At 63.9% G+C, this 26647-nt stretch carries 19 protein-coding genes; 13 read left to right on the top strand and 6 right to left on the bottom strand.

What is annotated here, in order from left to right; all coding sequences use genetic code 11:
* Positions 1 to 48 precede the first annotated feature (48 nt).
* From gmhB to glyQ, 3 genes are read right to left on the bottom strand one after another with little or no spacing between them, the layout of a single operon-like run.
* Positions 49 to 597 carry a D-glycero-beta-D-manno-heptose 1,7-bisphosphate 7-phosphatase gene (gene gmhB / locus ACS8Y6_RS11770; RefSeq protein WP_440848838.1) on the bottom strand — a complete coding sequence of 183 codons (549 nt, stop codon included), beginning with the start codon at positions 595 to 597 and terminating at the stop codon, positions 49 to 51.
* Entirely contained in the window at positions 597 to 2675 is a 2079-nt protein-coding gene (gene glyS, locus ACS8Y6_RS11765; protein WP_440848839.1) for a glycine--tRNA ligase subunit beta, read from the bottom strand. The genes gmhB and glyS overlap by 1 nt, the downstream gene beginning before the upstream one ends.
* Complete coding sequence (gene glyQ / locus ACS8Y6_RS11760) at positions 2672 to 3568, bottom strand: glycine--tRNA ligase subunit alpha (RefSeq protein ID WP_440848840.1); 897 nt, start codon at positions 3566 to 3568, stop codon at positions 2672 to 2674. Before glyQ ends, glyS begins: the two co-directional genes overlap by 4 nt.
* Before the next feature lie 255 nt (positions 3569 to 3823).
* Here glyQ and glnA point away from each other — a divergent pair, with 255 nt between their 5' ends.
* From glnA to ACS8Y6_RS11720, 8 genes are all read left to right on the top strand, one after another.
* A complete protein-coding gene (gene glnA / locus ACS8Y6_RS11755; RefSeq protein WP_440848841.1) occupies positions 3824 to 5233 on the top strand; it encodes a glutamate--ammonia ligase in 1410 nt (469 codons plus the stop codon).
* 94 nt (positions 5234 to 5327) lie between these two features.
* Positions 5328 to 5912, top strand: coding sequence for a DUF4124 domain-containing protein (locus ACS8Y6_RS11750; protein ID WP_440848842.1), 585 nt, complete (start codon positions 5328 to 5330; stop codon positions 5910 to 5912).
* A 72-nt stretch (positions 5913 to 5984) separates the two neighbouring features.
* Complete coding sequence (glnL, locus tag ACS8Y6_RS11745) at positions 5985 to 7061, top strand: nitrogen regulation protein NR(II) (protein WP_440855622.1); 1077 nt, start codon at positions 5985 to 5987, stop codon at positions 7059 to 7061.
* On the top strand, positions 7054 to 8541 hold the full coding sequence (gene ntrC / locus ACS8Y6_RS11740; protein ID WP_440848844.1) for a nitrogen regulation protein NR(I): 1488 nt from the start codon (positions 7054 to 7056) through the stop codon (positions 8539 to 8541). Before glnL ends, ntrC begins: the two co-directional genes overlap by 8 nt.
* Before the next feature lie 63 nt (positions 8542 to 8604).
* Positions 8605 to 9381, top strand: a complete 777-nt coding sequence (locus ACS8Y6_RS11735; protein WP_440855621.1) for an NRDE family protein — start codon at positions 8605 to 8607, stop codon at positions 9379 to 9381.
* On the top strand, positions 9378 to 11312 hold the full coding sequence (locus ACS8Y6_RS11730; protein ID WP_440848846.1) for an alpha/beta hydrolase family protein: 1935 nt from the start codon (positions 9378 to 9380) through the stop codon (positions 11310 to 11312). The genes ACS8Y6_RS11735 and ACS8Y6_RS11730 overlap by 4 nt, the downstream gene beginning before the upstream one ends.
* A gap of 245 nt (positions 11313 to 11557) precedes the next feature.
* Positions 11558 to 13351: an autotransporter assembly complex protein TamA gene (locus tag ACS8Y6_RS11725; RefSeq protein ID WP_440848847.1), complete on the top strand. Its 1794-nt coding sequence runs from the start codon at positions 11558 to 11560 to the stop codon at positions 13349 to 13351.
* The gene (locus ACS8Y6_RS11720) at positions 13348 to 17214 is read left to right on the top strand and encodes a translocation/assembly module TamB domain-containing protein (protein ID WP_440848848.1); all 3867 of its coding nucleotides are present in this window, start codon (positions 13348 to 13350) and stop codon (positions 17212 to 17214) included. Before ACS8Y6_RS11725 ends, ACS8Y6_RS11720 begins: the two co-directional genes overlap by 4 nt.
* 203 nt (positions 17215 to 17417) lie before the next feature.
* On the opposite strand, the gene ACS8Y6_RS11715 is transcribed toward ACS8Y6_RS11720, so the two are convergent.
* Positions 17418 to 17993 (bottom strand): DedA family protein, encoded by a 576-nt coding sequence (locus ACS8Y6_RS11715; protein WP_440848849.1) that lies wholly within the window; start codon positions 17991 to 17993, stop codon positions 17418 to 17420.
* Between the two features lie 21 nt (positions 17994 to 18014).
* On the bottom strand, positions 18015 to 18674 hold the full coding sequence (locus ACS8Y6_RS11710; RefSeq protein ID WP_440848850.1) for an alpha/beta hydrolase: 660 nt from the start codon (positions 18672 to 18674) through the stop codon (positions 18015 to 18017).
* A 170-nt stretch (positions 18675 to 18844) separates the two neighbouring features.
* On the opposite strand from ACS8Y6_RS11710, the gene ACS8Y6_RS11705 reads away from it, so the two are divergent.
* The 5 genes from ACS8Y6_RS11705 (at position 18845) to polA (ending at position 25711) form a co-directional block, all read left to right on the top strand.
* The gene (locus ACS8Y6_RS11705; protein WP_440848851.1) at positions 18845 to 19954 is read left to right on the top strand and encodes an S-(hydroxymethyl)glutathione dehydrogenase/class III alcohol dehydrogenase; all 1110 of its coding nucleotides are present in this window, start codon (positions 18845 to 18847) and stop codon (positions 19952 to 19954) included.
* A gap of 26 nt (positions 19955 to 19980) precedes the next feature.
* Complete coding sequence (gene fghA / locus ACS8Y6_RS11700; RefSeq protein WP_440848852.1) at positions 19981 to 20835, top strand: S-formylglutathione hydrolase; 855 nt, start codon at positions 19981 to 19983, stop codon at positions 20833 to 20835.
* 45 nt (positions 20836 to 20880) lie between these two features.
* Positions 20881 to 21114, top strand: coding sequence for an LPS translocon maturation chaperone LptM (gene lptM / locus ACS8Y6_RS11695; RefSeq protein WP_440848853.1), 234 nt, complete (start codon positions 20881 to 20883; stop codon positions 21112 to 21114).
* Positions 21115 to 22380, top strand: a complete 1266-nt coding sequence (gene lysA, locus ACS8Y6_RS11690; RefSeq protein WP_440848854.1) for a diaminopimelate decarboxylase — start codon at positions 21115 to 21117, stop codon at positions 22378 to 22380. It begins immediately after the preceding gene.
* Between the two features lie 625 nt (positions 22381 to 23005).
* Positions 23006 to 25711 (top strand): DNA polymerase I, encoded by a 2706-nt coding sequence (gene polA, locus ACS8Y6_RS11685; protein ID WP_440855620.1) that lies wholly within the window; start codon positions 23006 to 23008, stop codon positions 25709 to 25711.
* A gap of 78 nt (positions 25712 to 25789) precedes the next feature.
* Here polA and ACS8Y6_RS11680 read toward each other — a convergent pair whose 3' ends face one another.
* Positions 25790 to 26104 (bottom strand): hypothetical protein, encoded by a 315-nt coding sequence (locus tag ACS8Y6_RS11680; RefSeq protein WP_440848856.1) that lies wholly within the window; start codon positions 26102 to 26104, stop codon positions 25790 to 25792.
* Between the last annotated feature and the right edge of the window lie 543 nt (positions 26105 to 26647).

Below are 26647 nucleotides of genomic sequence, written 5' to 3'. Positions count from 1 at the left end.
TCCGGCCAGCACCGGTCACGCGCACTGGCGCCGGCGCGCTACGCGGGCTCAGCTGCGGGCGTGCGCCGCGAGCAGATGATCGACGACGGCCGACAGGTCGTCGCATATCGGGACGCCCCGCCAGCGCCCATCCATGTCGTCAATCGGTTTGCCGGTGCGCACGCCGTAGCCTGCGACGCCGGCGGCGCGCGCGGCTTCGATATCGGTGACACTGTCCCCGATCATCACGCAGTCGTGCGGTTTCAAGCTCCAGCGGCGCAGAATATCCTCGAGCAGCCCCGGCCTGGGCTTGCGGCACGAGCAGTCGTCGTCGGCGGTATGCGGACAAAAGAATATGCCATCCAGCGCGACACCGAGCTCGGCGAGATGCCGTGTCATCTTGTCGTGGATGGCGAACAGATCGTCGTAATCGAACAGGCCGCGACCGAGCCCGGATTGGTTGCTGGCCAGTACCACGCGCAGGCCGGCGTGCTTGAGCCGCGCGATAGCCTCGAGGCTGCCTGCGATCGGTTGCCATTCCGCGGGCGATTTGATGAACGCTTCGCTGTCGTGATTCACCACGCCGTCACGGTCGAGTATGGCCGTGGACACCGGCATTACGCCGATTCGACCGAAAGACAGGATAGATCGGCGATGCGGCGGCACAGGCGATCAATCTGCGCGAGTAACGCCAGACGGTTGCGCTGGAGCGCCGGGTCGTCGCTCATCACCATGACTTCGTTAAAGAAGGTGTCGAGTGGTTCGGCCAGCGGGGCCAGCGCGGACAACGCGCCGGTATAATCGCCTTCGCGGGCGGCGGCCTCGAGCGTGGCCGCGCACGCCGTCGCCCGATCATGCAGTGCCGTTTCCGCCGGTTCGACCATGGCGGCGGGGTCGGCCGTCGCGGCGATGTCGGCATCGGCGTTACGCCTGAGGATATTGCGGATGCGTTTGTGCGCACCGCCGACCACGGCGGCGGCGGGCAGCTGCGCGAAATCGCCGACAGCGCGCACGCGGCGATCGAAATCCTGCATGTCCCGGATATCGAGCGACACAATCGATTCGAAATGCGCGGCCGGCACGCCGTGGTCCACGTAGTAGCCACGTAGACGTTCCATGTGAAACATCCAGAGTGCCTCGCCCGTGTCCTCAGGCGGGTCCACCGGCTGCATGGCAATGGCGGTATCCAGTAAATGCCTGAGGTCGATGGCGATACCCGCTTCGATCAACGTCCGCAGCACCCCGAGCGCCGCGCGTCGAAGACCGAACGGGTCCTTGTCGCCGCTCGGGCGCTTATCGATGGCGAAGATGCCGGCCAGCGTGTCGAGACGGTCGGCGAGTGCAATACAGCGTCCGACCGGCGTTGCCGCAATCGCCGCGCCGGCACCGGCCGGCGCGTATTGCTCGGGCAGCGCGCGGGCCACGGCCTCGGACTCGCCCTCCAGCTCGGCATAATATGCGCCCATCACGCCCTGGAGTTCCGGGAACTCGTTGACCATTTCGGTGAGAAGATCGGTCTTGGCGAGTTCGGCTGCACGTGCGACATCGGCCGCCGCGGCGCCAACCGCGGGCGCCAGTTCCGCGGCCAGGCGGCCAAAGCGTTGGCTCTTGTCGGCCAGCGTACCGAGCGCCTGCTGGAAACTGACGCGTTCCAGCGCCGGGATACGTGCGGCCAGACCCTGACGGCGGTCCTGCTCCCAGAAGAACAGCGCGTCCGCCAGGCGGGGCCGGATCACGCGTTCGTTACCGGCGACAACCTGGGCCGGATCGCGGCTTTCGATATTGGCGACCGTGACGAAACCGGGCAGCAGCGCGCCGTCGTCGCCCTCGACCGGGAAGTAGCGCTGATGTCCTTCCAGCGTGGCCACGAGAACCTCGCGCGGCAGCTCGAGAAAACGCGCATCGAAGCGTCCGGCAATGCCGACCGGCCACTCGACCAGCGCGGTGACCTCGGCCACCAGCGCGTCGTCGACCAAAGCTTGGCCGCCCAGCGACCGAGCAGCGGCCACCACGCCCTCGAGCACCCGGGCCCGACGTTCGGCGATATCCACGATCACGCATCCGGGATCGCGTAGCCGCTCGACGTAGCTGGCTGCGTCCGCGATCTCGATGGTTTCGGGATAATGAAAACGATGGCCGCGGGTGTAACGGTCGGCGCTTTCGCCAAACACCACCAAGGGCAGGATAGCGCTGCCATGCAACGCCACGACCCAATGCACCGGGCGCACGAACGCCGCCTCGGAATCGCCCCAGCGCATGCGCTTGGGAATCGGCAGGGCGCGGAGCGCCGCGTCTACCGCGGGCGGCAGCAGTTCGCCGAGCGCGAGGCCCGGGGCGGTGCCGCGATAGACCAGGCGCCGCCCCTTGTCGCTGTCCTCGCTTTCGAGCGCGTCCAGGGTCGTTCCGACCGAGCGGGCGAAGCCTTCGCCGGCCTTCGTCGGATTGCCCTGGTCATCGTAGGCGATCGCCACGGTCGGTCCGAATTTCTCCACGCGCTCGGCCGCGCTGGCGTCAGCGGTATCGGCAATGATGACCGCCAGGCGCCGCGGCGTGGCCAGACAATGCACCGTGCCGTGCGCCAGGCCGGCCTGGTCCAATTGCGCCGCCAGACCGTCGGCCAATGCCTCGGCCAGCGGATGCATCGCTTTCGGCGGCAATTCCTCGACGCCGATTTCGATCAGAAGGTCTGCACTCATGCCGCGTCGTTATCCTTGTTGAGCATGGGGAAACCGAGTGCCTCGCGCGCCTCGTAATAAGCCTTGGCCACGGCCCGCGCCAGGGTGCGCACGCGCAGGATGTAGCGCTGGCGTTCCGTCACCGAAATGGCATGGCGCGCGTCCAGCAGGTTGAAGGTGTGCGAGCACTCGAGCATGCGTTCATACGCCGGCAGCGGAAGATTCGAGTTCACCAGGGCCAGACATTCTGCCTCGAGCTCGTCAAAGCGTCGGAAAAGCGCCGCCACCGGTGCATGCTCGAAATTGTAGGTCGATTGCTCGACTTCGTTCTGGTGAAACACATCGCCGTAATAGACCGTGCCATACGGCGACGCCGACCACACCAGATCGTAGACCGATTCCACGTTCTGGATGTACATCGCAATGCGCTCGAGGCCGTAGGTAATCTCGCCGGAGACGGGGCGGCAGTCCAGTCCGCCTACCTGCTGGAAATAAGTGAACTGGGTGATTTCCATTCCGTTCAGCCAGATTTCCCAGCCCAGCCCCCATGCGCCCAGGGTCGGCGATTCCCAGTTGTCCTCGACGAAGCGGACGTCATGGATCGACATGTCCAGGCCAAGGGCTTCGAGCGAGCCGAGATACTGGGCCTGGATATCCTTGGGCGACGGTTTCAGCAGCACCTGAAACTGATAATAGTGCTGCAGACGATTGGGGTTGTTGCCGTAGCGGCCGTCCGTGGGTCGCCTGGAGGGCTGGACGTACGCGGCACGCCAGGGCTCGGGGCCGATCGAACGCAGAAACGTGGCTGTGTGGAACGTGCCTGCGCCGACCGGCATGTCCAGCGGCTGCACGACGACGCAGCCGCGTTCGGCCCAGTATTGCTGCAGCGCGAAAATGAGCTGTTGGAAATCCATGCCAGTGCACCGTTTGATCAGGCCGCGATTGTACCGGAACGCCTGCAATCGCTGGGGCGTACGCTATGCACCATAACAGTGCACCAATATGGCGCGGCTCGTTTATGGTGCGCATTCGGCTCTGCTGCGGTGCATCAGGGGCGTCCGGGGGCCTTGAATCGGCGCAGGTGACGTGGCACGGAACCTGCCTTTATAGTGCGTCTGTTGTACTGGCGATTCCGGACAGCTGAGTTCCCATCCCAATGAGGAGTCATCATGGCGAGTAGCAAGGCGCTCGAACTGATCAAAAAGACCGAAGCGAAATTCGTGGACTTTCGTTTCTGTGACGCGCGTGGCAAAGAGCAGCACATGACCATGCCGGCGCATATCGTCGACGAAGAGTTCATGGAAGAAGGCAAGATGTTCGACGGCTCGTCGATCGATGGCTGGAAAGGCATCAACGAGTCCGACATGGTCATGATGCCGGATGACGATTCGGCCGTGCTGGACCCGTTCTTCGAAGAGCCGACCGTCAACATCCGCTGTGACGTGCTCGAACCCAACACCATGATGGGCTACGAGCGCGACCCGCGGACCGTCGCCAAGCGCGCGGAAGCGTATCTGGCCTCGACCGGTATCGCCGATACCGCCCTGTTCGGCCCGGAAGCCGAATTCTTCATCTTCGACTCGGTGCAATGGCACAACGAGATGCGCGGTGCCGGCTTTTCGGTCGACTCCGAGGAAGCCTGCTGGAACAGCGAAACCCGCTATCCGGAAGGCAACATGGGCCATCGTCCGGGCATCAAGGGCGGCTACGTGCCGGTTCCGCCGGTCGATTCCCAGCATGACATCCGCTCGGCCATGTGCCTTGCCATGGAGGAAATGGGGCTCACCGTTGAAGTGCATCACCACGAGGTGGGCACCGCCGGCCAGGGCGAGATCGGCATGTTGTTCAACACGCTGGTCAAGAAGGCCGACGAAACCCTGATCTACAAGTACTGCGTGGCCAATGTCGCCCATGCCTTTGGCAAGACCGCGACCTTCATGCCCAAGCCGCTGGTTGGCGATAATGGCTCCGGCATGCATGTGCATCAGTCGCTGACCAAGGATGGCAAGAACATCTTCTCGGGCGACGAGTACGGTGGCCTGTCCGAGGAAGCGCTGTACTACATCGGCGGCATCATCAAGCACGCCAAGGCCATCAACGCCTTCGCCAATGCCTCGACCAACAGCTACAAGCGCCTGGTCAAGGGCTTCGAGGCGCCGGTATTGCTGGCGTATTCCGCGCGCAATCGCTCGGCGTCGATCCGTATTCCCTGGGTCTCCAGCCCGAAGGCGCGTCGCATCGAGGTGCGCTTCCCGGACCCGACCGCCAACCCGTACTTTGCCTTCTCGGCCATGATGATGGCCGGCCTGGACGGCATCCAGAACAAGATCCATCCGGGCGAAGCCATGGACAAGGACTTGTACGACCTGCCGCCGGAAGAAGAGAAGAAGATTCCGACCGTGGCCCAGTCACTGGAAGAAGCGCTGCAGTCGCTGTCGGCCGATCGCGACTTCCTGAAGAAGGGCGACGTGTTCACCGACGACCTGATCGACGGCTATATCGATCTCAAGATGGAAGAAGTGCTGCGTCTGAAAATGAGCACCCATCCGGCCGAGTTCGATATGTACTATTCCTGCTAGGCCGCAGGACATACTCAGCGGCCGGTGGCGGTCGCTGCGGTCACGAACAGCGCATCCGTCACCACGGATGCGCTTTTTTTTTATGGAATACGCGATGCGGATACGACGACCAGGACGATGGGGCGCGCTCGCGGTCTGGATGGGGCTGGTGACGGCGCTGCCGGCGCAGGCCACGATCTATACCTGGACCGATGCGCAGGGCGTGCGCCACTACAGCGATATCGCGCGGCCGGGCGCCAGGACGGTGCAACTCAAACGGATGCCGAATGGCGGCGCGAGCGCAAGTTCGGCGTCCGCCGGGTCCGGCGCCACACCCGGCGGTGACGCCCGCGCCCTGAACCTGGTCTCGCCCGCTCAGGGGCAGGTCTTCACCAGCCGACAGGGCCAGGTGCCGGTTTCGGTGGTGGTGGGCAACAACGACCACAAGGCCGGGCTCGGCGATGGCGAATCGCTGCGCTACAAGCTCGACGGCAAGCCGGTCGGCTCGGGGCCGACCCGGCACACGCGCCTGACATTGTCGAATGTCGCGGCCGGGCCGCACACCTTCCGTGTCACCCTGCTCTACCGCGGCCATGCGGTCCAGCACAGCGATGCCGTCACGTTTCGCGTCGAGCGCAGCACGCACGCGCCGCCGCCGCAATCCACACCGGACACGGGCAATCGCCGACCGCCGTCCTAAGCTGCTGAATGATGTCGATGTTTGGCCGTTCGATGTATTCCACAGTGGCCCGAACCTTGCTAGACAGCTGCCATGCGTGCCGATGAATACAGCGAGCATCGTCCCGATACGATTCTCGACAATCTCAAGACCGCAGTCGTGTGTCTGGACGACCGGCTGCACGTCACTTATCTGAACACTGCCAGCGAAATGCTGTTCGGCGTGTCCGCCCGGCACTGCGATCAGGAGGCTTTCGACAAGGCGCTGCCCTATCTCGCCGACCATCGCAGCCGACTGACCGCGGCGCTGACCGAGGGGGCCGCCTACACCGAGCGCGAGCTGCACTTGCGTGCGGGCGGTGGCGATCCGCTGATCGTGGACTGCACGGTCACGCCGTTCACCGACCGCGCGGGCGAATCGGCCTTGCTGATGGAGTTTCTGTCCCTGGATCGCCAGTTGCGCATCTCGCGAGACGACCAGATGCGGATCCAGAATCTCGCCAATCGCGAAATGATTCGTGGCATGGCGCACGAGATCAAGAACCCGCTGGGCGGACTCCGCGGCGCCGCCCAGTTGCTCGAGCGCGAAATCGACGACGACGAGCTCAAGGAATACACCACCGTCATCATCCGCGAGGCGGATCGGCTGCAGAACCTGGTGGACGGTCTGCTCGGGCCGCGCCGGCCGCCGAACAAGCAGCCGCTCAATATCCACGAGCCCCTGGAGCATGTGCGCGCACTGATCGATACCGAGTTGCCGCCGGGGATTACGCTCGAGCGCGACTACGATCCGAGTATCCCGGAGGTCCGTGCCGACCGTGAGCAGCTCATCCAGACGTTCTTCAACCTGGTTGGCAACGCGGTCACGGCGCTCGGCCGCTCCGGCAATATCCTGCTGCGCACGCGCACCCAGCGGCTGTTCACCATCGGCGGCGTCAAGCACCGGCTGGTGACCCGGGTCGACGTGGTCGACAACGGGCCCGGTATTGCGCGCGATCTGCTGCCGCGCATCTTTCATCCGATGGTCAGCTCGCGCGCCGAGGGCTCCGGTATGGGGCTGCCGATCGCCCAGTATTTAATCCATCTACACGACGGTCTGATCGAGTGCGAAAGCCGCCCGGGCCAGACCGTCTTCAGCGTCTTTCTGCCCATGGAGGCCAGCGATGGCTGAACTCACTGCCTGGGTCGTCGATGATGACGAATCGATCCGCTGGGTGCTTGAGCGCGCGCTGAAGGCCGCCTCGATCGATGTGGTCTGTTTTCCCGGCGGCGCCGAGTTGCTCGACGCCATCGAAGACAACGTGCCGGACGTCCTGCTCACCGATATTCGCATGCCCGGCATTTCCGGACTGGATCTGCTGGAACGGGTGCATGCGGTGCAGCCGCAGCTGCCGGTCATCATCATCACCGCGCACTCGGATCTGGATTCGGCGGTGTCGTCCTACCGCGGCGGCGCGTTCGAATATCTGCCCAAACCATTCGACCTGGACGAGGCGGTCGAACTGGTCCAGCGCGCCGCCATGCTCGCCGACGAGACCGGTGCCGCCGACAAGACGGGATCGCGCGCGCCGGCCGAGTCGACCATCATCGGCGAAGCGCCGGCCATGCAGGAGGTGTTTCGCGCCATCGGGCGCCTGTCGGCCTCCAATATCACGGTGTTGATCACCGGTGAATCCGGTACCGGCAAGGAGTTGGTCGCGCATGCCCTGCATGAACACAGCCCCCGGGCCGACCGGCCGTTCATCGCAGTCAATACGGCCGCGATTCCGAAGGAGTTGATGGAATCCGAGTTCTTCGGCCACGAGAAAGGTGCGTTCACCGGCGCCGCCAGTCAACGCCGCGGGCGTTTCGAGCAGGCCCATGGCGGCACGCTGTTTCTCGATGAAATCGGCGATATGCCGGCCGATCTGCAGACCCGCTTGCTGCGCGTGCTGCAGGATGGGCAGTTCTATCGGGTGGGCGGTCACGTCGGGGTCAAGGTCGATGTCCGCATCATTGCCGCGACCAATCAGAACCTCGAAGCCGAGGTCAAGCGCGGCCATTTCCGCGAGGATCTGTTTCATCGCCTGAACGTGATCCGGCTGCGCGTGCCGCCGTTGCGCGAGCGTCGCGAGGATATCCCCCTGCTGCTGAACTTCTTCCTTGGGCGTGCCGCGCGGGAACTCGACATGGAGGTCAAGACGCTGTCCCGCGGTGCCAGCGAATACCTGACCGGGCTCGACTGGGCCGGCAATGTGCGCGAACTGGAAAACCTCTGCCGCTGGCTGACCGTCATGGCGCCCGGCCGGGAAGTGGTGCTCGACGACCTGCCGATCGAATTGCGCCCGCGCGCCGACGCCGCGGAGACGCCGTCGGCCATGGGTTTCGGCGCCGAGAGCAGCGCCGCGCCCGCGCCCGACACCGCGCCCGGCCAGCCCGGGGTGCCAAGCGACTGGGACGCGCAACTGTCGAGCTGGGCCGACGAGCGCCTGGCGGCCGGCGCCGATCATCTGCTCGACGAAGCCATACCGCGGCTGGAGCGGGTCATGATTCGCGCAGCACTGGCCCATACCGACGGTCATCGCCAGGAAGCGGCCCGGTTGCTCGGCTGGGGCCGGAATACCCTGACCCGAAAGATCAAGGAATTGTCGCTGTCGGATGAGTCCGCCTGATCCGGTCGGGCATGCGGGCGTGATAGCGTCGTCGCCCTGTGAATCGATCAATGGCGAGGACCCATGTGTCTGATCGCTCTGGCCTGGCAGGTCGACCCGGCCTGCCCCTTGCTATTCGCGGCCAACCGGGACGAATTCTACGAGCGACCGACCGAGGCCGCCCACTGGTGGCAGACACCGCCGGACCTGTTCGCCGGGCGTGACCTGCGGGCCGGCGGCACCTGGTGTGGTGCGGACCGCCGCGGCCGTGTCGCGGCCGTGACCAACGTGCGCGAACCGGGCGCGCCTGTCGCCACCGACCTGCGGTCGCGCGGGTCACTGGTCGCCGATTATTTCGCTGCCGACATCGGCGCGCGCGACTGGGCCGAGCGGGTGGCCGAGATCGGCGCCGCGTATGGCCCTTTCAACCTGTTGGTGGCCGATCCGGCGCGGCTTTGCTTTGTGTCCAATCGCGACAGCGCCGGCGTGCGCGATCTGCCGCCGGGTATCTTCGCGGTCTCCAACGGCCACTGGGGCGAACGGTGGCCCAAGACCGAACGCGCGGAACAAGGCATGGTGCAGCGCCTCGCCGACGGCGACACGGGGGCCGAACCCCTGTTCGATCTGCTGGCCGATCGCACGGCCGCGGCCGAATCCGAGCTACCGGATACCGGCGTGCCGCGGGCGCAGGAACGATTCCTGTCGCCGCCCTTCATCGCCGGCGAACACTACGGCACGCGCGCTTCGACCGTGATCCAGCGCGACGCTGACGGTATGGTGCATTTTTACGAGCGTGGCTTTGCTCAGCAGGGCCAACCGGTGCACCGTATACATCAATCCTGGTCTGTTGGTTCCACATGAAACCGATTCGCCCCTATGGGAGTTGGCCGTCCTCGATCTCCGCGGCCCATGTCGCGGCTGCCGGCCGCAAGTTTGCCGATCTGAGCGTCGATCGCGGCGCCGCCGAAGGTCCGCGTCTGTACTGGCTGGAAAGCCGGCCCGAGGAAGCCGGCCGCAATACGATCATGACGTTATCCGAGCATGGCGCGGTCTCCTGTCTGGAGGCGCCGGCTTCGGCGCGTAGCTCGGTGTACGAGTACGGCGGCGGCGCGTTCGCCGTCCACGCCGGTTTCATATGGTTCGTCAATGCGGCCGACCAGGCGATCTGGATGCGGGACCCGGACGGGCATCTGTCGGCGATCACCGACCCCGAGGCCGAGATGCGCTTCGCCGATCTGCAGTACGACGCGCGATTCGGCCGCCTGATCGCCATCGCCGAGGATCTGGGCGAGTCGCTCGACGAACCGGTGGCCCGCGTCGTGAGTGTGCATCGCGATGGCCGTGTGCATACCCTCGCCTCGGGCCATGATTTCTATGCCAGCCCGCGTCTGGCGCCGGCTTGCGATCGTCTGGTGTGGCTGGCCTGGAATCACCCGAACATGCCCTGGGATGTCAGTGAGCTATGGCAGGCGTCGATCGATGATGACGGCCATGTCGGCGAGCCGCAGCCGTTGTGGCAACCGGACGACATTTCATTGTTCGGGCCGGTGTTCGATCCAGACGGTCGTCTGCATATCGTCGCCGACATTGACAACTGGTGGAATATTCATCGCGAGCGTGTCGGCGCCGCCGGTTTCGAGGCGCTGACGGCCGAACGCGGTGAGTTCGGTGTGCCGCAGTGGGTGTTTGGCCAGTCAACCTACGACTTCACCGACGATGGCCGCCTGTTCGCGTTGCTCACCCAGGCGGGCGTCTGGCATCTGGGCGAGGTCGATCGGGTGTCCGGCGCGTTCCATCGCCTGCGCCACGATAGCGATTTCTTCGAGCAGATCACCGCGCTGGGCGACCGGATCGCCGTGGTTGCGGCCAGCCCGTCGCGCGCCAAACACATCCGGCGCCTGGATTTCGAAGGCTCGGGCGAAGTGCTGCGCTCGGCTGACAGTCTGCCGGCCGACGCGGCCCTGTCACGGCCGGAGCCGCTGAGTTGGCCCACCGGTGACGGCGATACCGCGCATGGGCTGTTTTATCCCCCGTCCAGCGAACGCTGGACGGCGCCGTCCGACGAGCGGCCACCGCTGATTCTGAAGTGCCACGGCGGCCCCACCGGCGCGACCGACACGGCGCTCGATGCACGGATCCAGTACTGGACATCGCGCGGCTATGCCGTGCTCGATGTCAATTACCGCGGCAGTACGGGATACGGGCGCGATTATCGAATGGCGCTCGATGGCGTCTGGGGCGTGGCCGACGTCGAGGATTGCCAGACCGGCGCCGCCCATCTGGCCGAGGCCGATCGCATCGATCCCGAGCGCGTCGTCATTTCCGGCTCGAGTGCCGGCGGTTATACCGTGCTGTCGGTGCTGGCCTTCACCGACCTGGCGGCCGCGGGCGCCAGCTACTATGGCATCGGCGATCTCAAGCGGCTGCTGGCCTCCACGCACAAGTTCGAATCGCGTTATCTGGAACGCCTGATCGGCCGCGACGAACAGACATTGATTGCGCGTTCGCCGCTGTATCATGCCGATCAGCTGGACTGCCCGGTGCTGTTCCTGCAGGGCGGCCAGGACAAGGTCGTTCCGCCGGATCAGGCGGAATCCATGGTCGCGGCGCTTTCCGAGCGCGGCGTGCCGGTGGCCTATGTGCGTTTTGAATCCGAACGCCACGGTTTTCGTAATGCCGATAACGTGATGACCGCGATCGAAGCCGAGCGCAGTTTCTACAGCCGGGTGCTGCGGATCTCGGACGTCGAGGATCTCGAGCCGCTGGCGATCGAGAATTTCGACGACCTGTGACGCCCCCGGATACGGGGGCGGGTGATCGGCGGTGGCCACAATCGGGGTCGACGGTATCGCTATGGGGCCCGCTTCTGGGGTAGGCTTGATTGCGCACAAGCGTTTTTTTCGTTCCTGGGCTCTGGTTTGTTAGTCGTTGATTACAGCGGGTTTGTTGCGCACGCAGCGGCCGGTCATGAAGCTATGCAGTCATTGTGAAGTACGGTTCCCCGCGTTGGTATACTGGAACAGTAATTTTTATTACCGTGATCGGGGTCACCGGGATGGCGCTCGTGCCCCGGGCGCTGGCCGACGATGTGGACGTCAAGATCAAGGGGATCGGCGACCCGCTCGAGAGCAATGTGCGCAAGTCGCTGTCGGTGGCCGGCAAGCACAAGCAGCCCTGGTCGCCCGATCAGATTAAACGCCTGTATCGACTGGCACCGAAAGAGATCAAGCAGGCACTCCAGCCGTACGGGTATTTCAATCCCCGGATCAGCGAGCGGCTGAAGCAGCCCGGCGGTGATTCCAAGACCTGGAAGGCGAAATTCGAGATCAAGCACGGGCCGGCGACCCGGATCACCAAGCTGAATATCGACGTGCGGGGGCCCGGTCGTGGATTGGATGCGGTCAAAAAGGCCCTGCATTCGACCCAGCTGGCCCAAGGCAAGCGTCTGGTCGAATCCCAGTACTCGGACACCAAGAGCGCGCTCTACAATGCGGCCTACAACGCCGGCTATCTGGACGCGAAGTTCAGCCAGTCGGCGATCCGGGTCAACCCGAAGAACAACACCGCCGAGATCGATCTCGTGCTCGATACCGGCGAACGGTATTACTTCGGCCCGGTCACCTTCGACCAGCACTTGCTCAACGACAAGTTTCTGCATCGCTATGTGCCTTTCAAACCGGGCCAGCCGTACGACGCCGAGCAGTTGATCAACCTGCAACTGGCGCTTTCGAATACCGACTACTTCAGCCAGATCGAGATCCAGGCCCCGCGGGACCAGGCCACGCGTACGCCGGCGCTGCATCGTTGGTTCTATGATCTGATCTACCCGCCACGGCATCCGCCGGAACCGATCGGCGAGTTGCGTGTCCCGGTGACGGTCAAGGCCAAACCGAGCAAGGGGCAAAGCTACAAGATCTCCGCTGGCTACGGCACCGATACCGGCCCGCGGCTTGGCCTCGGTGTGAAGTTCCCGCACATAAACCGGTATGGCCACCAGTTCCGGACCAACCTGCGTCTGTCGCAGGTTCAGCGCACCCTGCAGTCGGCCTACGACATCCCGATTGGTGATGTAACGACCGACAAGCTCAGCTTCACCGGCACGATCAGCAACCAGGATTTCGGCGACGTCACGTCAACGATCTACGGTGTGGGTGTCACGCGCGATACCAGTTGGTCCCTTGGCCGCAAGCGCGCTTATGTCAAGATCGAGCGCGAGAACTACAGTCTGGGGCAAGGCAACCGTCAGAGTACGCTGCTCTACCCGGGCTACAACATCACATTGAAGAAAGCTGACAATATGATGTTCACGCGCAAGGGGGTCAGCCTGTCGCTGGATGTGCATGGCGCCAGCAGTGCCCTGTTGTCGACCGCGAGTTTTGTATCAGCCGATTTCACCGGCCATGCGGTGCTGCCGATGACGGCCACCACGCGGCTTGTGCTGCGCACCGAGTTGGGTGCCATCGAGACCAACAATTTCAATAATGTGCCGCCTTCCCAGCGCTTCTTCGCCGGCGGCTCCGGTAGCGTGCGCGGCTATGCCTATCAGTCGATCAGTCCGACCAACAGTAAAAACCACGATATCGGCGGGCGCTATCTGGCCTCCGGCAGCATCGAGGGGGACTGGTTCTTCTACAAGAAATTCGGTGTGGCGGCTTTCTTTGATGCGGGCGATGTCGAGAACAGCATCAGCAACTTCTCGTTCAGGAAAGGTGTCGGTATCGGTTTCCGCTGGGGGTCGCCGGTGGGCATGGTGCGGCTTGATGTGGCCCATCCATTGAATCACTCGAGCAGCAGCGTTCGCGTCGATTTCAGCCTCGGGCCCGATCTGTGAGTGAGTCGCAAGACAGCGCCGAACAGACGCGCCAACCGGAACCGAACAGGCCGCGCCGCCGGCGTTCGCGTGTCTGGCGCGTGCTCAAGTGGGCGCTGCTGGTGCTGCTCGTCCTGGTTCTGGTTCTGGCGGGCCTGGTCTGCTGGGTCGGCGGTACGCGCAGCGGCACCGAATTCGCCTGGCATCAGGCCGAACGGTTCATGCCTGCCGATATCCATATCGCCTCGGTCAAGGGCCGGCTGATCGGGCCGCTGCACATCAAGGGCGTCGATTACGATACCGATGCCATGAAAGTGCATATCGGCTCGATCGATTTCGATATGGACTTCTCGGCCATCTGGCACCGGACCGTCCATATCAAGCATCTGGACGTGCATAACGTCGATTACACCGTCACCAAGGCGACGCCGAAACAATCCAGGCAAACGAGCCAGCCGTTCTCCATGCCGAAGCGGATCCATCTGCCCGTCACGGTGATCGTGGATCGGGTGGCGGTGACCCACGTCACGGCCATCACCGCGCCCAAGGCCAAACCGGTGAAGGTCGATCGCCTGCAATTAACCGGTGCTCGCCTTGCCAGGGCCCAGTGGCGCATCAAGTCCTTGACCGGGCATGGCCCGATGTTCGACCTCGACGCGCATGCTGCGGTTACGCCCAACAGCGGCTACAACACCAAGCTGCACGCCAGGGTGGATGTGCGCCTGCCCCACTATGCGCCGCTGTCGGCCACCGCCGAAATCACCGGCAAACTCGATGACCTGAAGCTGGCCGCCAACGTCGCCGCGCCTTACAACCTCAAGCTCAACGGCCACGTCACTGACGCCCTGTCCAGACCGACCATCGACGCCGAGCTCCAGGCTCATGGCGTGAAGACCCAAGCGATCAGCAAGACACTGCCACAGATCGCCGCCGACGCCGACATCAAGGCCAAGGGCCCGGTCGACGATCTCGGGGTGCAGCTGTCGGGCCACGTCGACAGCGCCGACTATGGCAAGGCAACGCTGGACGGCGGCCTGCACTACACGCCCAAGGCTGTCGACATCCACGGTCTCAAGATCGGCGTGCCGGCCACCCACGGCCAGCTCACGGCCAACGGGACGATCGCCATGGCCAGCGGCAACAAGATGGATCTGACCGTGAACTGGTCGAATCTGGCCTGGCCGTTGTCAGCCAAGCCAGCGTACAAGTCCGGCCACGGGAAGGTCCGGCTGACCGGCAGTCTCGACCACTACGACCTGAATACCAACCTGGTCTGGCAGGTGATCGGGCAGACCCGGGGCAAGCTTGCCGCCCAGGGTTCCGGCAGCATGAAAGCGTTCGATTTGAAGTCGCTGGATATTTCTGGTGGGCCCGGGCATATCACCGGCCACGCCCGGACGCAGTGGTCGCCCAAGCTCGACGTGAGTGCCCACTTGCAAGGCCGCCATATCAATCCGGGCGCGATCGTGGCCAACGTCCCGGGCGACTTCAATCTCAATCTCGACGTCACCGCCACCCGGGTCGGCCAGCAGATCCATGCGGATCTGAAATCGCTGACCGCTCATGGCAGCCTGCGTCACCAGCCGCTGGACCTGAAGGCCAAAGCCCGGTATCTGGGGAATCACGTCCACGTCGATATGCTGCATCTGGTCTCCGGCGCGGCCAAGGCCGACGTCAACGGCACCTTCGGCTGGACGCCCAACGCCAAGCTGGACGGGCAGTGGTCGGTTCACTCGACCGATCTGTCGACGATCATGCCGGGGCTGGCCGGCAGTCTGCAGACCGACGGGCACGTGTCCGGTCGCTTCAAGGCACCGGACATCACCGCCAAGCTCACCGCGCGCCATCTCAATGCCTACGGCGACAAGGTGGCATCCGCCGACATGAATGCCAGAGTCGATTGGTCGGGGGCGACGCAGTCCAGGCTCGATCTGGCCGTGCACGGGATCGACGCCTCCGGCCAGAAGATCCGCAAGGTCGCGCTGAATCTCGATGGCACGCCGGCCAAGCATCGTTTGTCGTTGAAGCTGGACAGCGACACGGCCAAGGCCGACCTGGCGCTGACGGGTTCACTGAACAAGAAAAGCTACCGCGAGCAGTTCACGCTGCGCCACCTGACCGCCGGTTACGGCAAGCTTGCGCCCTGGTCGCTGGCCTCGCCGGCTTCGGGGGCCGTTTCGGCCAAGGCCCAGTCGATCGACAACGCCTGCCTGACCTCGGGTAGTGCCCGCCTGTGCCTGACCGGCAGTCACGACGCCAAGCGCAGCAAGGGCCACGTCAAACTCTCCGATTTCAACTACGACTATGCCAAGCACTTCTTCCCCGCGGGTCTGAAGGTCACCGGGTCGGTCTCGGGCCAGGTCGACGCCAAGCTGCCTACGGGCGGTACGCCCCAGGTCAACGCCAATCTGCAGACCTCGGCAGGGACGGTCAGCATGGCCAACGCCCAGGCCGAGCGGGTCAAGGTGCTCGACATGCAGCCCGGCCATATCAAGGCGAAGATGGCCAACAACGGGCTGGACGCCGACATCGACCTGCCGCTGGCCGGCAGCGACGGCATTCGTGCGCAGGCCCATGTCGCCCCCGGATCCGGCAGCCTGATACAGCATCCGTTGCATGGCCAACTGCATATCGGCCTTGCATCGATGGATTTCCTCACCAAGCTTTCGTCCCAGGTGGATACCTTCGACGGCCATTTCGCCGGCGACATGCGGCTTGGCGGGACGCTCGCCAAACCGACCGTGCGCGGCCGTATGGGGCTGGATGCATCCAGGGTCGTTCTCGTTACGCCCGGGCTGACGCTGACCGACGTGAGTCTGGCGGCCCAGGGCCGGGGGAACGCCATCGACATCACCGCGGCGGCCAAGTCCGGTGGCGGCACGCTCAACGTCAATGGCAAAATGCCGCTGGCCGATCGCGGGCAGACCGTCAATCTGGCGATCAAGGGCGATCATTTCCAGATTGTCCACATCCCCGATGTGACGGCGTATGTCAGCCCGGATCTCAAGGTCGCCGTCACCCCCGCGCGCGTGAACGTCAGCGGCAGTGTGACCATTCCCCAGGCCGCGATTACGCCGAAGAACCTGCCGGCCTCGGGGGTGACCACGCCGTCGTCCGATCAGGTCATCGTCACCCACAAGGCGCCGGCCACCCAGGCCGCGGCACGCGCCATTCATGCCGACGTGAACGTTATCCTCGGCAAGAAAGTACATATCGATGGTTTTGGCCTGAAGGCCGATCTGGGGGGCAACCTACGCGTGGTCCAACAGCCCGGCAACGAGCCGACCGGTACCGGGGCGATCCAGATCACCAAGGGCTCCTACCAGGCCTACGGCCAGAATCTGGATATCCAGAAGGGCAAGATCGTGTTCGCCGGCGGCCCGGTCAGCGAGCCCGGCGTCGATATCAAGGCCGCCCGCTACCCGACCAAGGACGTGACGGTGGGCGTGCACGTGCATGGCAGCATCAAGAACCCGAAGCTCGAACTCTTCTCTGATCCATCGATGACCCAGTCGGAACAGCTGTCCTGGCTGTTGCTCGGCCGGCCACTGAACGCCACCAATGGGCAGCAGTCGAGTCTGGTCGCCCGGGCCGCGCTGGCGCTGGGCTCCTCTCGCGGCAACAAGGTATTGCAGAGCATCGGCAACAAGCTGGGGCTGGACAATGTCGGTATCGGCGCCGGCGCCGGCAAGAGCAGCAGCGAAGCCGCGTTTACGGTCGGCAAGTACCTGTCGCCGAAATTGTATATCGGCTACGGCCTCGGCCTGTTCGACCAGGTCTCCACGGTCACCATGCGTTATACCCTGTCGTCGCACTGGACACTCGAGACCTCATCGAGCAGCCAGGCCACCGGCGGCGATATCATCTGGACATTCGACCACTAAGAGCCGATCGAAACAGGCTCTTATTAATCCGGCATCAAAACAGCTGAATTCATCAGCTGTTTTCAACCCCTTCAAAAATAAAAGCCGGCGCCTGTCGGTTTTATTTTCAAAGGCTTCGCGGCCAATGGCCGCGCCGAGCATGCGGTCGCATACTCGCGCTATTAACCCGAAGAACCATCTATTTTGTGCCGGGTTAATAGTGTTCAGTCCCGGTTTTCGCGCGACCGACGCCGCAGGTAGTAGATCAGCCAGGCAATGCCGGCCAGCACGAGTACCAGCGCGAGCAGCGCCTGCTCGACATTCTGGATATGGCTGACCGCCTGGCCGATGGCGTCGGCCAGGTAGTGCGCGATCACGGTGACCGTGGTCGACCAGATCAGCGTGCCGATGAAATCGTAGAACAGGAAACGCCATGGTGAGACGCCGAGAGAGCCAAGCACGAACGGCGTGAGCGAGCGCATCGCCCAGAGAAAGCGAAAGCCGATCATGACGACCGCGCCGTAGCGCTCCAGCAGGGCTTCGATCTGGGTCGCGCGCGCATGCCATTTCGGACGCTTGGCCAGCGCCGGTCGACCCATCTTGTGGCCGATGTGAAACCAGATATTGTCGCCCAGGAGGGTGCCGATCGTCGCGGCAAGCCAGACGCCGTGACCGGTCAGTACGCCGTTGTTCGCTGCCAGCATGCCCAATAGAATCGAGGCCTCGCCCTCGAAAAAGCAGCCGGCCGCGACCGCGAAATAGCCGTATTGCGCGATCAGGTGCCACAGCGTATGGATCATGAGTTCGTTTGCCCTGTTGCCTTATGCCAGGCGTTCGCGCAGCCAGCGGCCAATGGTCGCGACTTCGGGCAGGCAGACCTGGTGTGCCATGGGGTATTCGTGCCAATCCACCGCATAGCCGGCTTCGGCGAGCCGATCCCGGCTGTCGCGCCCCAGCGTGATGGGCACGACGGGATCTTCGCTGCCATGGGCCATGAAGATGGTCACGCCTCGATTGGCATCGTTGGCTTCGGCGGCCAGCGCGTCATGCAGCGGCAGATAAGTTGAAAGCGCCATGATACCGGCCAGTAGCGCGCCGTGGCGCAGCCCGGTATGCAGCGCCACCGCCCCGCCCTGGGAAAAGCCCGCGAGCACGATGCGGTGAGCGGGGATGCCGGCCTCGATCTCATGCGAGATCAGCGCTTCAATTGCGACCGCGCTGGCCTCGATCCCTTCGCGATCCTGCTTGTCGGCGATATCCACGCCCTTGATGTCGTACCACGCCGGCATGCGCATGCCGCCGTTCACGGTGACCGGTTTTTGCGGTGCGTTGGGAAACACGAAACGAATCGCGTGGTGCTCGCCAAGCCCCAGTTCGGGGATGATGGGCACGAAGTCATTGCCGTCGGCGCCCAGGCCGTGCAGCCAGATGACACTGGCCGTTGCCGCGGCCGGCGGCTGGATTTCAACGCAGTCGAGCATGATCATGTCCGTCGGGGGGTACCGATGGCGAAGTCTGGACAGCCCCTGAGCGACATGCAAGATCGGGAACGTGACGAAAGCAATGCGCGGCCTTCGACGCATGGGCCAGTTGCGATAGTATCGGGCGCAGTCATGTACACAACAACGACCCCGAGTCGTTTGGAGTTCCGATGAAATCACGCGCAGCGATCGCCTGGGAAGCCGGCAAGCCGCTATCGGTCGAGGAGATCGACGTCGCCGACCCGAAGGCCGGCGAAGTGCGGGTGCGCATCGTGGCCACCGGCGTTTGTCATACCGATGCCTATACGCTGTCGGGCAAGGATCCGGAAGGGTTTTTCCCGCGCATTCTGGGCCATGAGGGCGGCGGCATCGTCGAGGACGTCGGCGCTGGCGTGACCTCGGTGGCGCCGGGCGATCACGTGATCCCGCTGTACACGGCCGAATGCGGCGAGTGCAAGTTCTGCAAGTCGGGCAAGACCAACCTCTGCGGCGCGGTGCGCGAGACCCAGGGCCAGGGCGTGATGCCGGATGGCACCACCCGTTTTTCCCGGAACGGCCGGGATCTGTACCACTACATGGGTACGTCCACGTTCTCGGAATACACCGTCGTGCCCGAGGTATCGCTCGCCAGGATCAGCCCGGACGCCCCGCTGGACAAGGTCTGCCTGCTCGGCTGCGGCATCACCACCGGAATCGGCGCGGTCTACAACACGGCCAAGGTCGAGCCGGGTTCGACGGTGGCCGTGTTCGGTCTCGGCGCGATCGGGCTGTCGGTGATCCAGGGCGCCAAGATGATCGGCGCCGAGCGCATCATCGCCATCGACCTGAACCCGAGCAAGTTCGAGTTCGCCGGCCAGCTCGGCGCCACCGACTTCGTCAATCCGAAGGATTACGACGATCCGATCCAGCAGGTCATCATCGACATGACCGACGGCGGCGTGGACTACTCCTTCGAGTGCATCGGCAACACCGACGTCATGCGCGCCGCGCTCGAGTGTTGCCACAAGGGCTGGGGCGAATCGACCATCATCGGCGTGGCGGGTGCCGGCGAGACCATCGAGACGCGGCCGTTCCAGCTGGTGACCGGGCGCGTCTGGCGCGGTTCCGCCTTCGGCGGCGTGAAGGGCCGCACCGAGCTGCCGGATTATGTCGGCCGCTATATGTCGGGCGATATCAACATCGACGATTTCGTTACCCACGATCTCAAGTTCGAGCAGATCAACGAAGCCTTCGACCTGCTGCACGAAGGCAAGGCCATTCGTTCCGTGCTGCATTTCTGAACAACGCGAGCCTCCGGGAGGTCCGCATGGACGTAAAACAGATCGACGAACACAAATCCTTTGGCGGCTGGCAGCGGCGCTATACCCATGTGTCCAGGGTCTGCGGCTGTGACATGACGTTTGCGCTGTATCTGCCGCCGGCCGCCGAGCATGGGCGCGTGCCGCTGGTCTACTGGCTGTCGGGGCTGACCTGCACCGACGAGAACTTCGTCAACAAGGCCGGCGCACAGGCCGTGGCCGCCGAACTCGGCATCGCCATCGTCGCGCCCGATACCAGCCCGCGCGGCGACGACGTGGCCGACGATGATGCCTACGATCTCGGCCAGGGCGCCGGTTTTTACGTCAACGCCCGCCAATCGCCCTGGTCGCGCCATTATCGGATGTACGACTATGTCGTCACCGAGCTGCCCGACCTGCTCGCCGAGCGCTTCGGGGAGCAGCTCGATCTGTCGCGCGAGGCGATCGCCGGTCATTCCATGGGCGGCCACGGCGCGCTGGTGATCGGGCTGCGCAATCCGGATCGCTTTGCAGCCATATCCGCCTTCTCGGCGATCTGCAATCCGGTCGACGTGCCCTGGGGCGAGAAAGCCTTCTCGACCTATCTCGGCGATGACCGCAAGGCCTGGACCGCGTATGACGCCAGCCTGTTGCTGGCGCATGCCGATCACGCCGCGGCCCTGCCGCCGGTGTTGCTGGAGCAGGGGCTGGCCGATGGGTTTCTCGATGAACAACTCAAGCCCGAAGCATTGGAGGCGGCGGCCGATAAAGCCGGCGCCTCGGTGGAAGTGCGGCGCCGCGACGGCTACGACCACAGTTATTTCTTCATCGCCACCTTCATCGGCGAGCACCTGCGTTTTCTTGCACGCCACATGGGCGTCTAGGAAAGCCCTAAACTGTCAGGCTGAAACCGGAATACGAGTGTGCGCATGAAGCCCGTCATCCTGGCCCTGTTCATCGCCCCGGCGGCCGGCCTCTTGCTGGCCGGCTGCGGCCAGAAGGGCTCGCTGTATCTGCCGGGCCACAATCCGAACCCGCCCAAGCCGCTGATCAAGCCGGCGGCACCGGCTCAATCCGGGCAATCTTCCGACGGCGGGGCAAACAAGACGTCCACCGCACCGGCCGTGTCGAGCAAGCCCAACACAAACCGCAGCGAGCCGTAGATGGATCATTTCGAGTATCGAGACGGCGCGCTTTACGCCGAAAACGTGCCGGTAGCCGATATCGTGCAACGTTTCGGCACGCCCACTTATGTCTATAGCGCCGCGACCCTGTCGCGTCATTATCGCGTGTTCGACGACGCGCTCGCGGGCATCGATCACGACATCTGTTTCGCGGTGAAGGCCAACGGCAACATCGGCGTGCTGGGTGTGCTGGCGGATCTGGGCAGCGGTTTCGATATCGTGTCGGTCGGTGAATTGGAGCGCGTGATCACCGCCGGCGGCGATCCGGCGCGCGTCGTTTTCTCGGGCGTGGGCAAGCGCGTCGACGAGATCGAGCGTGCGCTGGAAGTCGGCATCGCCTGTTTCAATGTCGAATCCGAAGCCGAGTTGGCGTGTATCGATGCCGTGGCTCAGCGCATGGGGCTTGTGGCGCCGATTTCCCTGCGCGTGAACCCGGATGTGGATGCCCAGACGCATCCCTACATCTCCACCGGGCTGAAGGAAAACAAGTTCGGCATCGCCATCGACCGGGCGGAAGCGCTGTATGCCGACGCCGCCGGCCGGGCCGGCCTGGCGCCGATCGGCGTGGATTGTCATATCGGCTCGCAGCTGACCACGCTCTCGCCGTTTCGCGACGCGGTCGGTCGCGTCCTCGATCTGATCGATCGCCTGGCCGGGCGTGGTATCGAACTCTCGCATATCGATGTCGGCGGCGGGCTGGGCGTATGCTATCGCGACGAGACGCCGCCGACCCCGGCGGAATACGCCAGCGCCATCGCGGACATGCTTGGCGATCGCCCCTTGAAGCTGATTCTGGAACCGGGTCGCGTGCTGGTCGCCAACGCGGGCATCCTGGTCACGCGGGTGGAACTGCTCAAGCCCGGGCCGGCCGAGGGCGACAAGCATTTTGCCGTGGTCGACGCCGCCATGAACGATCTGATCCGGCCGGCGCTCTACGACGGTTGGCATCGCGTCGTGCCGTTGCAAATGAATAAGCACGGCGGCCAGACGCGCAGCTGGGATATCGTGGGCCCGATCTGCGAAACCGGAGATTTCCTGGCCCAGGGGCGTGAACTTCCCCTGGCGGCGGGCGATTTGCTGGCGGTGCGCACGGCCGGTGCCTACGGCTTCACCATGGCCTCGAACTACAACGCCCGCCCGCGTGCCGCCGAAGTCATGGTCGTGGACGATGCGATGCACGAAGTCCGCGCCCGCGAAACGCTGGCCGATCTCATGCGCGGCGAGCGACGGCTGCCGTTTTCCTGAGTCGTTTCTGCTTCTCTGGGCGCATCATCAGGATATTTTGTCAGCGGATTCAAGTAGATGGCGGTCGGCTGATGCGTCGTTGCAGTCTTCGTGGCGCCGCGATTTCTAGCGTTGCCGATTCCGGGTGAAACAACGCGAAACGGTTCGACTGTCGGCATTAAGCGTCCTTGGAACAACACGCCCATCGCCGATGGCGCCCCAGGCGGTTATGGCATCCAAACCATAACCGCCATCTGCGTGAATCTGCGCTGATCTGCGGATAAATTTGACGAACAAAGCCGCCGCAATAGGCCGACCACCGTCGTAGGTCTTCAGGCCGCTGCTTTCGCAATACGAACGGCGGTACTGAAAGCCGTGGCGCTCCGAAGGCCGCCACAACTCTTCCAGTCGCCCGCCATCGGTGCAATCGGTGAAATCTGTGGATAACCCTTCAGGAACGAAGCCACCCAACCGGCCCGGGCCCGGATAGCGCCACGCACTACGACGACACGCCAACCGCCCGCCATCCGCGTGAATTTGCGGACAGGTTTTTGTAAGGAACGATGCCGTGCAAATGGACCCGAAGGCGCCGCGCTCTTAAAGTGTCGGTCGCACTCTTCGTATCGTGTTCCGCACGCGCCTTGTCATGTCCGAATCCAACGCCCGTGGCCCGCTGATCCTCATCGACGGCTCGTCCTGGCTGTATCGCGCCTTTCACGTGCTCCCGCCGCTGACCAACGCCGAAGGCCAGCCGACCGGCGCGATCTATGGCATGACCAATATGCTGCGCAAGTTCCTGCGCGAATACGATTCGGATCGCATCGTCGTGGTCTTCGACCCGCGCGGGCCAACCTTCCGCAACGAGCTGTTTGCCGACTACAAGGCCAACCGGCCGCCGGTACCGCCGGATCTGGCCGACCAGTTCGAGGGCATTCGCGACGTCATTCACGCCATGGGCCTGCCGATCGTGCAGATGGACGGCGTGGAGGCCGACGACGTGATTGGCACGCTGGCGGTGCGCGAGCCGGGCCCGGTGGTGATCGTGACCGGCGACAAGGACATGGCCCAGCTCGTCAACGAGCGGGTCGTGTTGCTCGACACCATGCAGGACAAGCGCACGGACGTAGCGCGCGTACACGACAAGTTCGGCGTGGGGCCGGAGCTGATCACCGATTACCTGGCGCTGGTCGGCGATACCTCCGACAACATTCCGGGGATCGACAAGGTTGGCCCCAAGACCGCCGCCAAGTGGCTGATCAAGTACGGTAATCTCGCCGGCGTGATCGAGCATGCCGACGATATCGGCGGCAAGGTGGCCGAGAATCTGCGCGCCCGGCTCGATCAACTGCCGCTCTATCAGGATCTGGCGACGATCCGTACCGAACTGGATCTGGCCGGCATCGCCGATGAGCTGACCCGGCGTGAGCCGGATACCGAAGCCCTTGCCGCGTTGTTCCGCCGCTACGAGTTCAACAAGTTCCTGGAGGAACTGGATGCACCGGCCGAAGCAGCCAACGGTGGCGATGCGCCGGGCGCGCCGGTCGATACGCACTACCACACCGTGCTGGATAGCGAGGCGCTCGAGGCCATGATGGCCAAGCTCGAAGCCGCCGAGCTGATCTGTGTGGATACCGAGACCGACGCCCTGTCGGCGATGCAGTCGAATCTGGTCGGGCTGTCGTTCGCGGTGACGCCCGGCGAGGCCTGGTATGTGCCGGTCGGCCATAATTATCTGGGCGCGCCGGACCAGCTGCCGATGGATAGCGTGCTCGATCGCGTGCGCGGCGTGCTGGAGAATCCGGCTATCAGCAAGCTCGGCCAGCACATCAAGTACGACCTGAACGTACTCGCGCGCTACAACGTGCACCTCGCCGGCGCCAATCAGGACACCATGCTCGAATCCTACGTACTGGATTCCACCGCCACGCGCCACGACATGGATTCGCTGGCCCAGAAGTATCTGGCGCGCACGACGACCAAGTTCGAGGAGGTGGCGGGCAAGGGCGCCAAGCAGGTCGGCTTCAACCAGGTCGCCCTGGATGTGGCCACGCCGTATGCCGCCGAGGACGCCGATGTCACGTTGCAGCTGCACCAGCTGCTGCATGCGCGTCTGGGCCAGACCGGCCGCCTGCTCGAACTGTATGAAACGGTCGAGATGCCGCTCATGCCGGTGCTCGCCGGCGTCGAGTCCAACGGGGTGCTGGTCGACGACCAGTTGTTGAAGCGCGTATCCGGCGAAATGGCCGAACGCATGATCGAGATCGAGCAGCAGGCGTTTGCGGCGGCGGGCGGCGAGTTCAACCTGGGCTCGCCCGCCCAGCTCAAGGACATTCTGTTCGACCGGCTGGAACTGCCGGTGATCCGCAAGACACCCAAGGGCGCGCCGTCGACCGCCGAAGACGTACTGCGCGAACTGGCTGACAAGCACGCGCTGCCGGCGCATATCGTGGCCTGGCGTGAATTGTCCAAGCTGCGCTCGACCTACGCCGACAAGCTGCCGACGCTGATCAACCCGGCCACCGGGCGAATCCATACCAGCTACCATCAGGCGGTGACCGCCACCGGGCGGCTGTCGTCATCCGATCCCAACCTGCAGAACATCCCCATCCGGACCGAAGCCGGACGCCGTATCCGCGAAGCCTTTATCGCTCCGCCCGGCTACAAGATCCTGGCGGTCGACTATTCCCAGATCGAACTGCGCATCATGGCGCATCTGTCGGGTGATCCCGGGCTGCTTGCAGCCTTCAACGAACAGCGCGATGTGCACGCGGCAACGGCCAGCGAAGTGTTCGATACGCCGCTTGAGCAAGTGAGCGTCAACCAACGGCGTGCGGCCAAGGCGATCAATTTCGGCCTCATGTACGGCATGTCCGCCTATGGTCTGGCCAAACAACTCGAACTGTCGCGTGAGGATGCGGGCGCCTATATCGATCGTTTTTTCGAACGTTTTGCCGGCGTGCATCGCTACATGGAACAAACGCGTGCCGCGGCCAGGGCCGATGGCTACGTCGAAACGCTGTTCGGGCGTCGTCTTTATCTGCCCGAGATCAATGCGCGCAACGGCACCCGCCGCCAGGGGGCGGAGCGGGCCGCGATCAACGCCCCGCTACAGGGCACAGCCGCCGATCTGATCAAAAAAGCGATGATCGAGGTCGATGCCTGGCTGCGAGAAACCGGCGAGGATGCGCGCATGATCATGCAGGTACACGACGAACTGGTCTTCGAGGTGCCGGCTGCCGAGGGCGAGCGGCTGGGTAAGGCCATCGCCAACCGTATGAGCGCGGTCGCCGAGCTCGATGTGCCATTAATCGCCGAAGTCGGCATTGCGGACAACTGGCAGCAGGCGCACTGAAAAGTGCCGGTGAACCGGCGGAACAATGCGGCGCGTTTTATACCGCGCTTCGCCAGCCTGCAAAAAATCGAATCGAGATTATCGAGCGATTACAGGCGCTTGGAATTTTTTTAAAAATTTTTTGGCCACGGGCTGGAACTTGCCGGGCGGGGGCAGGGTCTTATTTCCTGCAAGCACATTGTTGCTTGCCCGCTTTTCTCCCTGAGCGGTAACCCCCAATCCGGTTTCCCCCAAGAACCGGAATGCTTGCCCCGACGGTGATTCCCCCTGCCGTCGGGGCTTCTTTTTGTTCCGTATTCTCGCGTCGGTCGCTGCGATGCCCGCATCGAACGGTTTACGCGGCGAGGCTTTGAAAAAATCCGGATTTATTTTGAAACTTTCTGGCCCGTCCACAGTCTCAGTTCATGTAAGCGAAACGCTTACCCGCTTTTCTCCCTGAGCGGTAACATCCGGTTCCCCCCAAGACCGGATCCGCCCCGACGGTTTCCCCCGACCGTCGGGGCTTTTTTTTGGCGCGTCCCGGCGCGTCGAATTTTTTGCGAAGCGGACGGAACTTCTACGCAGCCTAGGCGTCTACAGTCCTGCAGGCCAAGCCGAGGCTGGACCTGCCCGCTTTTCTCCCTGAGCGGTAACATCCGGTTCCCCCCCAGGACCGGATCCGCCCCGACGGTTTCCCCCGACCGTCGGGGCATTTTTTTGAGCGTGTTCCGGCGCGCCGAAAATTTTTTGCGAAGCGGCCGGAACTTCTGCGCAGCTCCGGCGTCTATAGTCTTGCAGGCCAAGCCGAGGCTGGACCTGCCCGCTTTTCTCCCTGAGCGGTAACATCCGGTTCCCCCCCAGGACCGGATCCGCCCCGACGGTTTCCCCCGACCGTCGGGGCATTTTTTTGAGCGTGTTGCGGCGCGTCGAAATTTTTGCGAAGCGGCCGGAACTTCT

It is taken from the genome of Salinisphaera sp. RV14 (assembly GCF_052044135.1).
Lineage (GTDB): Bacteria > Pseudomonadota > Gammaproteobacteria > Nevskiales > Salinisphaeraceae > Salinisphaera.
Note: the sequence above shows the minus strand (reverse complement) of the source record. Positions and strands in the feature narration are given on the sequence as shown.